Source organism: Cohnella faecalis, assembly GCF_003570905.1.
Classification (GTDB): domain Bacteria; phylum Bacillota; class Bacilli; order Paenibacillales; family Paenibacillaceae; genus Cohnella; species Cohnella faecalis.
Genome location: NZ_QXJM01000014.1, coordinates 96,035 through 109,872 on the forward strand (window position 1 = coordinate 96,035; position 13,838 = coordinate 109,872).

A 13,838-nucleotide genomic window follows, 5' to 3' on the forward strand; every position below is an offset into this window, starting at 1 on the left:
AGTCGAGCGCTCCACAGTGGTACGAGGTACCGTACATTTCGCGGAAAGTGCGGTCGAGTGCGCATCAGTGGTACGAGGTACCGTACATTTCGCGGAAAGTGCGGTCGAGTGCGCATCAGTGGTACGAGGTACCGTACATTCGACGAAAAGTGCGGTCAAGTGCGCATCAGTGGTACGAGGTACCGTACATTCGACGAAAAGTGCGGTCAAGTGCGCATCAGTGGTACGAGGTACCGTACATTCGACGAAAAGTGCGGTCAAGTGCGCATCAGTGGTACGAGGTACCGTACATTCGACGAAAAGTGCGGTCGAGCGCGCATCAGTGGTACGAGGTACCGTACATTCAGCGATAAGTGTGAACGAGCGCTCAACAGTGGTACGAGGTACCGTACATTCGGCTAAAAGTGTGGACGAGCGCTTAACAGTAGTACGAGGTGCCGTACATTCCGCGGAAAGTGCGGTCGAGTGCGCATCAGTGGTACGAGGTACCGTTTCAAGAAAGCGGCAATCAACCGAAAGCAAGAAATGGTGGCGCAGGGCTAGACCCTGCACCACCATTTCTTCATTTTTTATATGATTTTTCGTCAAGCAAGCTGAGACAGCTCCCTGTGCAGGGCGAGATCAGCTAGCTTTCACCTAAGGCTTTTCAAATTTACCCGGCGTCCTCTCGCTCCTCTTGATAAAATTCATTCAGTGCACGGTACGCCTTGCGATAACGGGAGTGAATCCGCCCGTATACCGAATGACGCTCCAATGAAAGGGCTGCGGTTCGGACGTTCTTACGACGCTTAGCGCCGACAGCCGAAGCGTCCCGGTTTGCAAGCAAAGCAATGTCCTTACCGAATACATCGCCGATCATTCGGCGCCAGACGGCATTTCGTTTGCCTCCACCGCCAAGATGAACCGTACGGATCGCGTGCCCTTCCGCTTCAAATACCTCCATGCTTTCCCGGATGTTCCGATTTCGCCCAACTCGGAGAATCAAAAACCGCAGCACCTAGTTGCTCTCTAGTCCAAATTCACACCCTTCGAGCGGCACTTTGTAAGCGGTCGAATTCGAATTGGAGCAACGCGGTGGTACGGCGGGACAATTTTAGCTCGGCAAAATCGGATTCCAGAACTTCAATTGCCGCAAAGATCAGCGTCGGCTATCCGTCCTCTTTTTCTGATTGCGAACGAAATAAAATCGACTCCATCATAAATCGCTAACAAACTCCATAATCCGAGCAACCGCATCATGTATAGAAATAGACTCTTTCTTAAGGTTTCTCCGCTCAACAAACTCAACATTTCCGTATTCCGCATCTTTGCCAATAATGATTCGGATAGGTATGCCAATCAAATCCGAATCTTTGAATTTAACGCCGGGACGTTCCTCTCGGTCATCCAGCAGCGCTTCGACGCCATTTTCAAGAAGACGATTATACAAATCATTGGCAGCTTGCATTTGAATGTCGTCTTTGCTAGAGATCGGAATGAGATGGACATGAAACGGAGCTAATGCCGATGGCCAGATCATCCCATGTTCATCATGGTTCTGCTCCAAGACGGCGGAAAGAATGCGAGAAACGCCAATGCCGTAGCAGCCCATAATCATGGGTTGATCTTTGCCCGCTGAATCCAGGAACGTCGCTCCGAGCTTTTCGCTATATTTCGTTCCAAGCTTAAACACATGACCCATTTCAATACCGCGATGAAATTTCAATACCCCCTCATTGCACGAAGGGCATCTGTCGCCTTCCGCTGCATTACGGAAATGACCAACTTGAAGAAGATCAATATCTCGACCAGCGTTAAAATGACGGTAGTGGTAATCTGCTTCATTTGCACCGGCTATCCCATATGGCATCTGAAGGACTGCATGATCGACTAAAACGGGAATCGTTAAGCCGCGAGGACCTATAAATCCTATGGGGAGCCCCGTCACCCTTTCAACCGTATCTGGGTCGGCTATGGAGATACTCTTGGCTCCCAAATGATCTTTCACTTTTATTTCGTTAATTTCATGATCTCCTCTGACTACAACTGCAACTGCATTATGATCGACCATAAAAATTACCGTCTTCATGATGTCAGCGGGCTTGATTTGCAACGACAAAACCAATTGATCAATCGTCCGAACGCCGGGAGTAAGAAGCTTCTCCAAAGGTTCTGCATCAAATCCTGCAACTGCTTCTAACGGAAGGATGCCGGGCTCAGCCTTCTCAAGATTTGCGGCATATTCACAACAGGTGCAAGCAGCAATCGTATCTTCGCCTATATCGGCCAACGCCATAAATTCATGTGTTCCGCCCTCGCCTCCTATGGCACCTGAATCGGCTTCAACAGCGCGAAAGTTTATTCCGCAACGCGTGAAAATTCGGTTGTACGCATTAAACATCTTCGTATAGGATTGATCCAGTCCGTTCCAATCGGCGTCAAACGAATACGCATCTTTCATTAAAAACTCCCTGCTCCGGAGTAACCCATAGCGGGGACGCCGTTCATCGCGAAACTTGGTTTGAATTTGATACAGCGTAAACGGCAGTTTTCGATAAGAGTTGATTTCTTCTCGGACTATTGAAGTAATGACTTCTTCATGGGTCGGACCCAGCGCAAATTCTCGATCATGCCGGTCATGCAAACGGATTAGCTCTGGTCCATACACCGAATATCTTCCGGACTCTTTCCACAATTCCACAGGCTGCATCGCAGGCATCAACAGCTCTTGTGCGCCCGCCCTGTCCATCTCCTCCCGAATAATTTGTTCAGCCTTGCGAAGAACGCGTCTTCCGAGCGGCATATAGGTGTAAATTCCTGCAGCCAGCTGCCGGATAAACCCTGCTCGCAGCATCAACTGATGACTGACGGCTTCGGCGTCTGCCGGTGATTCACGTAACGTTGTCAGTAATAATTGGCTTTGGCGCATTCGATGCAGCCTCCTTGGATATATGTGGATGTGGCAAAATAACAAAAAGACACATCCGTCAGGGACGAATGTGTCGTGTTACCACCCTATTTTTGACCGCAGCCATTTCGCTGCGGCTCTCATTCTGATAACGGCATATACCGGTAACGGTTTAATTATTCCCCGTTACAGCTCGCAAGGCGGGAGGCCATTCGCTCGCTGTGAGAAACCTTTCAGCCCATGGGTTTCTTCTCTGTACGGCGATGATAGAACGGTTTGTCCTTGGTCTAAGCTATTACTATCTATTAACAATTTTCACTACTTTACATTAAAATCTGGCGGCAGTCAAGCACACTATGTTACTCGCGTATTTCTCCGCCGAAATCGGGAACGCTACCGTCAAATGGCAAGGAGGAATCTTCGCTGATATCCAATAGACTGAAATGGACAAGCACCCGCATCCCTTTCGCACGAAATACCTTGCTGCATTTTCTTATCTTTATATTTATCCTATTTTTTGCTTACATGGCCCTATCGCCAACCAAACGCAATCAATGGGCCGCCGATAGCGCACCGCTTGCCGTCATCATTCTGACTCTTGTATTCACTTACAAGCGATACCGATTTACTAACCTGTCCTATTTCGTCATGTTCGTTTTCTTTTGTCTTCATACTTATGCGGCCCATTATACTTACGAAGGCACTCCGTTCGACCATTGGCTAAAATCATCGTTTCATACGAAGAGAAGCTATTACGACCGGGTCGTTCATCTTTTTTTCGGATTGCTCTGCTCCATTCCGTTCCTCGAAATTTTAAAATGCAAGGCGAAGCTGCGCGGGTTTTGGTCCTATTTTTTGACTGTTGTCGCCGTTCTCGGTTTCAGCGCCGCATTCGAAATTCTGGAAATGCTGGCTGCCCTGGCAGCCGGAAAAGGCGGCGAAGCCAAATTCGTCGGCATGCAGGGGGACATTTTCGATACGCAAAAAGATATGGCCTTGGGGCTGCTGGGCGGGGCTGCAACGATGGGCATAGCCGCGTGGATCAACCGGAGAAAAAAGAAATCCGTTTAACCGAACACTCATCCGACAGCGGCAGCTTTCATCCTGCATCGCCGCCAACAATGTCGAAAGAATAAACAGCCGCTGCAAGGGGAAAAACATGGATATCCAATAAAAGGTACCCACATCCTTCGGAGGCTGATTATGAACGAAGTTGCAAATAGACTGTCGATCATCGCTCTCGGCGGTGTTCATGAGATTGGCAAAAATATGTACGTTATTCAATACGATGACGACATTATCGTCGTCGATTGCGGCTCGAAGTTTCCGGATGAGAGCCTGCTCGGGATAGATTTGATCGTACCGGACATTACCTATTTGCTTGAAAATCAAAATCGCGTCAGAGGCTTGGTCGTTACGCACGGTCACGAGGATCATATAGGGGGCATTCCTTATATTATCAAGCAATTGAACATGCCCATTTACGCTACGCGGCTAACGCTCGGCTTAATTAAAATAAAATTGAAAGAACACGGACTGCTAGGTACGACAACGCTCCATCAGATCGATTCCGATACGAGACTGCGCTTAGGCTCCGTTTCTATAAGCTTCTTCAGCACTAATCACAGCATACCCGATTGTCTGGGGATCGCCTTCCATACTCCGCAAGGCACCGTCGTGCATACCGGCGACTTCAAGTTCGATTTGACTCCGGTTAACAACCAATTCGCGGATATTCACAAAATGGCGGAAATCGGCATGAACGGCGTGCTCGCCCTATTGTCCGAAAGCACAAACGCGGAGCGTCCAGGCTTTACGCCATCGGAACGTTTGGTCGGCGGGCATATCCATGAAGCGTTCACAAACGCGGACGGGAAAATATTTATTACCACTTTTGCCTCCAACGTGCACAGACTTCAGCAAATTATCGACGCTGCAACGGCTGTGAATCGTAAAATAGTTCTTCTGGGCAGGAGCATGGTCAACGTTGCGGACGTCGCTTCTTCTCTCGGCTATTTGAATATACCTTCGAATATGCTGCTGGATGTCGCCGAGGCGGGCAACTATAGGCGGGATGAGCTTGTCATTCTGTGTACGGGAAGCCAAGGCGAGCCGATGGCGGCACTGGGCCGCATAGCCGGAGGCAATCATCGACAAATCGAAGTGAACCCGGGCGACACGGTTATTTTCGCATCCTCGCCGATCCCGGGCAACGAACGCAACGTAGCTCGCATCGTCGATAATCTTTTTGCAAAAAAAGCAAAAGTGATTTACGGACCGGGTTCGGCGACGGGAATGCACGTATCGGGCCATGCAAGCCAGGAAGAACTGAAGTTGATGCTTACTCTAATGAAGCCTCAATACTTTATTCCGATTCACGGCGAATACCGAATGCTCCACCAGCATCGGTTGTTGGCCGAAGCCGTCGGGGTTAAGGCGAGCAACATTTTTATCGTTAACAATGGCGATGTCGTGGACATCGTAGGCTCGGAAGCCATTCAAGAACGCAAGGTGCCGAATGGGAATACGTTCGTAGACGGCCTTGGGATCGGCGACGTCGGGAATGTCGTATTGCGCGATCGCAAAGTCTTGTCTGCGGACGGTATTCTGATTATCGTACTGACACTCGGAAAATCGGACAACAAGATCGTGTCGGGACCCGATATCATCTCGCGAGGTTTCGTCTTCGTCAAAGAATCCGAAGGATTGCTCGAAGAGGTTCATCGCATTACGTTAAAAGAAGTAGAGCAGCTTCAGCAGGAGTACGCGAAGATGAACAATTCCTGGAGCATCTATAAGCAAACGATCAAAGATTCCGTCGGCAAGTTCTTGTATGCGAAAACCAAGAGAAGACCGATGATTTTACCTATCATTATTCAGGTGTAGCCCAGCTTGAACAGAAGCTTGTTCATTTCGTGCCGGCTTAGCGCTGTCAGCTTGGCGACATCCTGCTCGGTTCCGCCCAGCTCCTTGTAACGCTGCAATTGTGTCTTTGTGGGCTTTTCGGCATCAATGATTTTCTGAAAATTGCCGCTGGCGACCTTTTTCCTCGTCTCTGGCTTCAGCATTTCAAGCGTTTCGTACATCGCCGGGATCGCCTCGTCGTAGGTCATGTCGAATGCGCCGTCCGTACTTAGGAAAAACCGATCCGGATACCGCTCGATGACATCAATGTAGGCTTCCGTCCTATAGGGACTGCTTATGCTATAGGAAGTGAAGCCGGCAAAAAAGTCGATGTAGAGGTTGGAATGCTCCTCCAATAAATCGTCGATTGCAACGGCGCCCTGATAAGCGTTGGCATGGGCGAAAATGATCTTCGTATCCGGATAACGATCAAGCGCCTCTTTAAGCTTCTCGACAGGAGTGCCGTTAGGAGGATCGATGTGCAGTAAAATCGGGACGTTATACTCGGCGCACAGTGCATAGACGTCCGGCAAATTGCCGTCCATAGGGTCCTCCGCTTTCCAGATGACATTCTGCAGCACAGGCGATAAAGTAGAAGCCGCAACCGTCTCTCCGATACCCAAGTACCCTTTCTCCAACTGATCTCTTACCGTTTGAAGCCCCTCTTTCTTGAACATGTCGAAGCCGGAAAAGAACGGATAAATACGATCGGGATAACTTCGGTACGCTTCCCAAGACATCGCATCCGTGAGCATCGCGGAAGGCTCCGAAATATCGCCGAACAGCACGACTTTACCGACATGATAACGATCCCAGGTACGAAGAGAGTCGGCATACCGGGGAGCGTCATGATTGTGTACGTCAATGAGACCGAGATCGGCATACTTGGCCGCAAGCGCTTCTTTAACGCTTATGGGACTTGGAGTCTCCGCAGCGGGAGCCGAAGGCAGAGCGCTTGGCGATGACGTTGGTTCGCCGGATTCAGCGGAAGCTTGAGCGGTTGCTGCCGGCGGTGTCTCATCCGGCTTCGTAAAGATCATAATAGCGGCCGCAGTGACGAGTCCCGCCGCTGCAATAAGTGCCGTTTTGCCCAACTTCTTCGTTCCGATCATCTCAACACGTCCGATCGCCTAGTTATAAATATTGAAACATAATCCGATAAATAGCTGCCGCTTTCAACAAAAGAAATCATATCACAAATATGTCATTTATGGATTTAAATATACGATTAAGAAACGTAACAAAGCCGTTTCTAATTCATTCAACGCCAAAACACCTTCAATGCTCGAAAGTCATTGAAGGTGTTTTCACATTTAATTATGGTCTAAGGCCTACGTGCAATTGAACCGAATTTTCCGGCGCGGCAACAAACGATAGGATGCCGTGCTTCGTTCTCGTCCCTTCCCGATCCGCCAACGGAGCCGATATCGCCTCGTAATGCTTAAGTGGCCAACCTCGCCGAGCGGCGATATTAAGCAGCTTGCCGCGTATTCGACCGTCTCCGCCCGCCAACCTTTTAGCGAGACAAAACAGTGAGAACACGGAAGGAGCCCCATTCGCGTCTGTGGAGATGCTGAATCCGTTGCGCGTACAAGGCAAACTCGTCGCGACGGATCTTTCGGCGAACTCCTCGACGAGTCCGAGCAGCTGCTCCCCCTGCTCCGACTTGCCGAGCATCCCCATTATCCGACTGATCTCCCACGGCTCCATTCGCTCGACTCGAAAATACCATTCGATACGGCCGGAATCCGGCTCCAGTCCGACCATGCGAAGGATCGGCGGCCGTCCGAGCAACAGCGGCCTGTCTCCAAGGACGCTCCGCACCCATTCGTCGGCCTCCGTCGAGCTTCCTTGCGGCACCTCGGCATAGAGCTTGAATCGATCGCCGTCCGAATCGTGACGGCCGCCAATCCATGCGCCGTACGCGAGCCCGCCGCCTGACGATTGGATTCGCAGAAGCCGCTCTGCATGAGAATAAAAATCGCCGGCGCCGGCAAAGCTCGGACGAATCCGTTCCGTCGTCGCGGACGAATTCGTCCCCCGCAGCTCCTCGATGACGGCGAGCGCCCGCCGAAGCCGCATAGACGAATCGATTTCCGGTCCGGAGGGGTCCACGACATACCGGATCGCTTCCCCGGTGGAGGTGAAGGCCAGTTCAACGGGAAAGCCGTCTCCGGTAAGGCTGCTGAATTGCCAAGCCACCTCGGGCCATAGCGATCGTTCGACTCCGGCCAGCAGCCGCTTGAGCGCGGCGGCCGCCCGCTTAGCCGGTTCGGGCGATTCCGCGCGATATCGCTCAAACGCTATTTCTATCGGCTGTCTCTCCACCCCAGTAAGAAATCCTCCTCCATCCGATTTTGTTGGCCGCGAATTTGCGGCGTTTGGGATGACCCGGTTAACTGGTGAACCCGCTCGACCACCTTCTGATGCAGACTGCGGTGATCGATCTGGAAGCCGCTTTGGTTGACCAGGTCCAACAGAGCTTGAGTAAAATAACCGTGATTGGCTGTGGCCGACGGAACTTTCGGCTCGCCTGCGCTTTCGTCCCATCGGCATGCGGACAACAAAGTCGATTTCGCCAGCGGAATGAACAGCTGATTCGGGTCTTCATCCATGCATACAAGAGCGGCATCTCCTTGTCGCACATTGTTTACATTGGAGCTGTAAGCCTGTACGTTCGGAACGGTCACGCCGAAGGGAATGACTTTCTGCAGCGAAGCGATAAGGCGGTTGACGAAATCGCTCGCATAACGAACGGATTTAATAGCATCCGGATGCTCGGATTCCTCGTGCATTCCGCCGGATTGACAGCTGTCGAGAATGACCGTGAAGTTGACCTTGGAAGGCTCAAGCGACTCGGCTGCCAATGCCAAATCCCAATCGCTGATATAGGAGCCGGAATAAGGAATGATCGTTTGATAGTACGTATCCGCAGTAATTGAGTGCAAGCCTCCATGCCCGGAAAAATACAAACACGCAACGTCTCCCGGCTCCGAAATCGACAGCATATACCTGATCGCTTGGCGGATATTCGACGATGTCGCTTTGCTGTCAAGATACACCCAGATTTGGCTCGGATCGAACAGAAAAGCGTCGACCAACAGGTGATAGACGGCTTGCGCATCGGGAACGCAGCATTTCAGATTCGAGAAAGCCGGGCCTTGCACCGAGTAATCGTTGACGCCGACGACGACGGCTCGCTTGGTCAATTAGCATTCCTCCTTGTTAGACATCTTCTCTCACCGGAATGAGAGTCTCGGCCGTTTCGACGAACGCCCCGCGCCTCATCGATCGATCCGTTCCAATAAAAGTTAGCCGGTATCGGAACGCTTTTAACGCCGGATTTACGATAGCAAGAGTCAAAGGAACAGAGTCGGTCATCTCTTTTTTGATTTTCAACTGCTCTTCGCGTTCGTAGCGATTGTCCGGATCGGAATACGCCACGTCGATGAAGACGGCTTCGACTTTCTCGGTATCAAACAACGGCAAAAATTGAATGCGAATAGATGCCGGGAACGGATCGTCGACGGGAAGGAGCGAAGCTTCGCTTGAGAACGTTTCCGTTTCTCTGTTCGTCCCGTCTTTCAGACGATGGACGAGACGGTAGGTGTACGTTCGCTTCGTCTTGTCGTCGAGACGAATATTCCATGACAGTGTACCGGCCTGCTCGGTTAGAATAAGTACCTTGCTCAGAAGCTCTCCGCCAGGCTGCCGGTATTCGAGACGAACTTCTATCGAGTCGACGACGCCCCAATCCACATTCGAAGCTTTCACTTGCAGCTCAAGAAACCCGATGTCCTCGAAAGGATTGAGCAGCAGCGTCCGATCTTCCTTTCGCCGGGGCGGCTGCTCGTAGCTTGTCTTGCTTCCTTCCCACCCCGATAAAGGATCAAAATGGTATTGGACGGAATACTCGTAATCGGTGTCCAGCCGTTCGTTCATGAAGACTTCAAAGCGGCGGGCTTCGGCGCGATCCTTGTCGAATACGAAATCCGCATGCTTCAGCGTGGCCGGATCGGCCGGATTTCCGTAATCGAGCGACAGGTGCGCCGAATGCAAGCCGATCCGCCCGAAGTCAATGGGCGCCTCCGCCGAGACGGTAAAGACGCGGAAGAACGGATCGTCGAGATCGACTTCGACGAAATGCTTGCCTTTTTCGAGATCGGCTACGAGCAGCCCGATAAAGCTTTGCGGAGCGTAAGTCCGCTGCGTTGCCTCGGAACGGTCATAAACGAGTTTAATATGCTTGCGCTCCTCCTGATGAACAATTCGAAGCTTGAAAGATACGAGCACCGGACTGCCCGCTCCCCGGGAGCGGAGGCTACCCCTGCGGGCAGATTGACTGCCCGCGAAGGAGGAATATTGACACCGACAGCGACGGCAGCTATCGGTTTATCGGAAGCGATGGGGAAGCCGGTTCCTTCGGTCGGACTTGTCGAAGCGGCGGGCGGCGATTCCGGAGTCGGCGGATTGTGGCCGCCCGCTGCATCGCCGTTGCCGGTTCCTTCGGTCGGGCTTTTCGATTCCGGCTTAGCCGTTGTCGAGCCTGTGAATTCGGGGCGCGGCGGGGCTGGTGTCGCGGCCGGCCGCAGCTCGTTGCCGCGCTTGAATACGCTGTCGAGAGATTCGGGCTGAACGAAGCCGCCCGTGACTTGTCCCGGCGTAAGCGTAGGCTCGAACCATTGCCGGAGAAGGTTTTCCTTGAAGAAGTCGAGCGCCCATTTCTCCTTCTCCTTCTCGTCCTGCTCTCCGGTGAAATCGACCACTTTGATTTTAATAGCCCCGTCCTGCACCAGCTTTTCGAACGCGGCGTCGATGCCGGCGCGGACGAAATAGACTTGCGCCTCGACGCCCCGCTAATCTGCGTGTATACGCGCTCCAAATCGGCCGTAATCTCGACGTTCAGAGCCGACGCATCCCGGTGAACTTAAGATCGTAAATGACGCCTACCGGTTCGGTCCCTTGCTCGAACGCTTTTTCCAGCAAAGTGGCCCTTCCTGGCTAAGGGTGAGGCTGAATACCGCGGTGTTGTCTCCTTGCAGCGATGGGATGGACGAGCCGAGAATTTTCTCGACCGCGTTGAACGACCCCGGACCGGCCGGCTGCGCCAATGCTCCCCCCGCCCTTGCAAATTAAGAGCGATGCATTGGACGGTACCTTCGTCGAAAGGAACGACGGCTAGATTGGGCTTATCCTTCGCGATCGAACGCAGCTTGGACAATATTCGACGCTCCAGCGCCGGATCGAGCCGCAGGTTCACTTCAAACATGAGGAACCCGCCGCCCTTCGCCCGCCGGTTACGGCTGCCGGTTTGTACTTAATGAAAGTGAATGCGGCCCGACCGTCGCGGCGGGCAAGCTGAACCGGTCCGGGCAAGTACCAGAACTGGTCGGGGTCGGCGTGATCGGGGAAAATCGTTATTCCCTCAATCGTAATCGTTCGGCTGCCTAATAGGAGCATGCTGCCGTTCCTCCTTCCCTATCTTAGGTTTCGCTAGTTCAACGGAACGACGACATCCGGCTCATCGCTCGTTTTCCAGTCGATCATATTGCTCAAGCCGTTCGTAAAGCGGCGAACGATCTGGATTTGGTAACCGGCAGGACCTTCGGCGGTATAGTCGTACTCGAAGCTCGCGCGGTCGGCGGCGGATTTGAATGCGAACTCGTCGGCGAAGCTCAAGCCGCGTTCCGGGTCATCGTATCGGAGTTTTACGATAATCTCGCGAAGTTTGAGCTCCGCGAAATCGCCGTCCCCGGGCCGGATAGCGACGACTTTATGCCCGTTCATATCCTCCCTTACGGTAAGACGTCTCTCGAGGGTATACGACTGCGGAACCTCGGACAGCGTTCCGTCTTTGCGAATAATCGTCGCTTTGAATCCGACCTGCCTCCGGTTTGCGTCCTGGAGTGCAACGACAAAGCGCCCGGTCGCGACAGACTTATCGTTGAATTCGAAAGACTGCTCTTCGAGCACGCCATTATTCGGGTCCTCGTACGAGACGTCCACGAAAGCCCGGTCCACCTTCGTCCAGTCGAACAGCGGAACGATTTCCAGCGTGCGCTTCGTCGGAAAAGGATCGCGGATCGTCAGCCGTTCCTCATCCGTCTCCATCCAGGGCAGCTCAACGTCCCGAAAATCAACCGCGCGATAAATGATTTTGTAGCGGAAACGGGTTTTACCGGAGTCCATGACGAACATTTTCCAGCTCGCTTCGGTGACGGTTTCCTTGCTCAGCACAAAGCTGTCCGCTTGGCTGATCCGATGCTCGGGATCCTCGTATTGCGTCCGAACCTCGACATGCGAATAACGCTCCCATGGAAAATTCAACGCCTGAATCGGGACCGGGACGATGGAATACAGCTCTCTTGGAAGGATTTCCACAACGTCGCCTCGTTCGATAATGTCGGGAGATTGCAGCGAAAGCGGGCGCTCGGTCCCGTCGACATGGCGAAAGAGAACCTTGTAGCGATACACCGCTTGACGCCGCACCTCACCGTTGTCAAGAATGCTGTTCCACTCAAGGTTAAAGGTGGAAGCCGACGAATCCAGTAAGACGGATTTCACCTGATTCCCGTATTCCAACGTAACGTGGATCGAAGCGATGTCATCCTCCTGGTAATCGGCTCGGGAAATGACCTGGATTTTCCGGAGCTCGAACCAAGGATCGATCAGATCGACCGACAGGACGAAGCGGCTCAGATCGATGCCCGGCTCCCGCAGCGATTTGAACAGGCCGCTCAAGTGGCCTTGCGGATAGATGGATTTCTTGACCGCGGTCCGTTCGCTGAAGTTGACGTTCAGTCTTTTGCGATCGATACGCGTGTAATCGATTTGACGATAAGAAAAGCTGACTAACGAGCCCCATCCGCCCGTTACGGCAAGCGCGGAAGAGGTTTTGGCGAGATGTTCGATCTTGTCCCAGGTATCCTCTTTTTCCGGCTCGATCGGATTTAAGCTCGGCGTGAAGAAAGCGTCGGTAATCATGCTCCGCACTTCGTCAACCGCTTGCTCATGCCGGGCCGTCAGCCCTTCGTCCTCGCCTTCGACGACGAACAAATCGTCTTCGATAACGATGACCGGTTGTCTATCAATTTATCGACGGCTTCCGTAATTTGGGATTGATAAAAATGGAATCGGAGCCGAAAGTCTCGTCAAGATGGTTCTGCACTCGTTCCCAGTCGATGCTCAGCCGAACGGAATAAGCCGGGCGAAGCGCCAAATAATCAAGCGAATAAATAATTCCGATCGGCGACATCTCCCCTTGCAGCGCCTCTCTCAGAGCAATGACGCCTTCTTTGGTCAACTGCACCGAGAATGCCGACTGATTGTCTCCATACAAGGCAGGCTTCGCGTTATGGCTGAAGCTAAGAGCGAAAGATATCTTCGGTCCTGCAGGCGATGGCGCATCGCCGGTTTGCTTGTCGAACAGCATTAGCTTTACCGTTCCGTCGATTAACGGAACGGAGCAAGCCGCGGCGACTCGCGCAGATGCTCCGAGCGCTTGATCTCATCCCGGATCTCCTCCAGCACGTCGGGATCGACTCCCAGGTTGACATCGAAATTGAGGAAGCCGCCGCTGTCTGGCCGCTCCGAAATTGGATGACCTGAAGCTGGGGAACGGAAACGCCCGTTTGTTCGTCCGTAACCTCGGTCAGTCTAGGCGGTGCTGGCAGGTAGTACCATTGCAAGGGATCCTCGTGATCGCGAAAGACCGACACCCGGTTGATCATATAATAAGGCGGAGCCAGGTACAGCATTTTATCGCCTCCTAGGCCGGCGTTTCCGGCAATACGATCGTTTTTTCCGACGTGTTGCCAGGCTCGATATTTTTCACCGATCCGTCGACCATGAAGTAAGACGCTCTCCATTCGTAAACTTGCTTGGATTTGTCTTTGTAGGTAAACTCCCACTTCGCTTCCTGGGCGCCCTTCTTGAACAAGAAGTCTTTGGTCTCGTCGATGCCGTTCGCTTCGTCCGCATAATGGAGCGTCACCTTAACGAGCTTCACCAGATCGAAGTTGAATCAAATCGGGCACGAGCTGGATAC

General features: G+C 52.5%; 12 protein-coding genes. 2 read left to right on the forward strand and 10 right to left on the reverse strand.

All coding sequences use genetic code 11. The features are described 5' to 3' along the window. Positions 1-652: 652 nt before the first annotated feature. Both D3H35_RS01795 and D3H35_RS01800 read right to left on the reverse strand, forming a co-directional pair. Positions 653-985, reverse strand: a complete 333-nt coding sequence (locus tag D3H35_RS01795; protein ID WP_147355709.1) for an FGGY-family carbohydrate kinase — start codon at positions 983-985, stop codon at positions 653-655. 210 nt (positions 986-1,195) lie between these two features. Further along, positions 1,196-2,908, reverse strand: coding sequence for a proline--tRNA ligase (locus tag D3H35_RS01800; RefSeq protein ID WP_119147509.1), 1,713 nt, complete (start codon positions 2,906-2,908; stop codon positions 1,196-1,198). Positions 2,909-3,367: 459 nt separating this feature from the next. Between D3H35_RS01800 and D3H35_RS01805 the strand changes: the two genes are divergently transcribed. Then, on the forward strand, positions 3,368-3,958 hold the full coding sequence (locus D3H35_RS01805) for a DUF2238 domain-containing protein (RefSeq protein WP_233567704.1): 591 nt from the start codon (positions 3,368-3,370) through the stop codon (positions 3,956-3,958). 132 nt (positions 3,959-4,090) lie between these two features. Beyond that, complete coding sequence (locus D3H35_RS01810) at positions 4,091-5,773, forward strand: ribonuclease J (RefSeq protein ID WP_119147510.1); 1,683 nt, start codon at positions 4,091-4,093, stop codon at positions 5,771-5,773. Here D3H35_RS01810 and D3H35_RS01815 read toward each other — a convergent pair. The 8 genes from D3H35_RS01815 to D3H35_RS01860 form a co-directional block, all read right to left on the reverse strand. Then, positions 5,764-6,903 carry an amidohydrolase family protein gene (locus tag D3H35_RS01815; protein ID WP_119147511.1) on the reverse strand — a complete coding sequence of 380 codons (1,140 nt, stop codon included), beginning with the start codon at positions 6,901-6,903 and terminating at the stop codon, positions 5,764-5,766. The two genes, D3H35_RS01810 and D3H35_RS01815, sit on opposite strands and share 10 nt — an antisense overlap. Positions 6,904-7,108: 205 nt before the next feature. After that, entirely contained in the window at positions 7,109-8,119 is a 1,011-nt protein-coding gene (locus D3H35_RS01820; protein WP_119147512.1) for a hypothetical protein, read from the reverse strand. Continuing rightward, a complete protein-coding gene (locus D3H35_RS01825; protein WP_119147513.1) occupies positions 8,101-9,000 on the reverse strand; it encodes a caspase family protein in 900 nt (299 codons plus the stop codon). The genes D3H35_RS01820 and D3H35_RS01825 overlap by 19 nt, the downstream gene beginning before the upstream one ends. Before the next feature lie 16 nt (positions 9,001-9,016). After that, positions 9,017-10,084 (reverse strand): hypothetical protein, encoded by a 1,068-nt coding sequence (locus D3H35_RS01830; protein WP_119147514.1) that lies wholly within the window; start codon positions 10,082-10,084, stop codon positions 9,017-9,019. Between the two features lie 963 nt (positions 10,085-11,047). Beyond that, on the reverse strand, positions 11,048-11,251 hold the full coding sequence (locus D3H35_RS01845; RefSeq protein WP_119147517.1) for a hypothetical protein: 204 nt from the start codon (positions 11,249-11,251) through the stop codon (positions 11,048-11,050). A 33-nt stretch (positions 11,252-11,284) separates the two neighbouring features. Further along, positions 11,285-12,847 carry a hypothetical protein gene (locus D3H35_RS01850; protein ID WP_119147518.1) on the reverse strand — a complete coding sequence of 521 codons (1,563 nt, stop codon included), beginning with the start codon at positions 12,845-12,847 and terminating at the stop codon, positions 11,285-11,287. A gap of 31 nt (positions 12,848-12,878) precedes the next feature. Beyond that, positions 12,879-13,223: a hypothetical protein gene (locus D3H35_RS01855; protein ID WP_119147519.1), complete on the reverse strand. Its 345-nt coding sequence runs from the start codon at positions 13,221-13,223 to the stop codon at positions 12,879-12,881. 336 nt (positions 13,224-13,559) lie between these two features. Further along, positions 13,560-13,784: a hypothetical protein gene (locus tag D3H35_RS01860; protein ID WP_147355710.1), complete on the reverse strand. Its 225-nt coding sequence runs from the start codon at positions 13,782-13,784 to the stop codon at positions 13,560-13,562. Positions 13,785-13,838: the final 54 nt, after the last annotated feature.

What these genes read in the sequence shown, in the direction of transcription:
- D3H35_RS01800 (WP_119147509.1), bottom strand. Translation starts at nt 2,908, where the DNA reads ATGCGCCAAAGCCAATTATTACTGACAACGTTACGTGAATCACCGGCA.
- D3H35_RS01810 (WP_119147510.1), top strand. Translation starts at nt 4,091, where the DNA reads ATGAACGAAGTTGCAAATAGACTGTCGATCATCGCTCTCGGCGGTGTT.
- D3H35_RS01815 (WP_119147511.1), bottom strand. Translation starts at nt 6,903, where the DNA reads ATGATCGGAACGAAGAAGTTGGGCAAAACGGCACTTATTGCAGCGGCG.
- D3H35_RS01845 (WP_119147517.1), bottom strand. Translation starts at nt 11,251, where the DNA reads ATGCTCCTATTAGGCAGCCGAACGATTACGATTGAGGGAATAACGATT.
- D3H35_RS01855 (WP_119147519.1), bottom strand. Translation starts at nt 13,223, where the DNA reads ATGCTGTTCGACAAGCAAACCGGCGATGCGCCATCGCCTGCAGGACCG.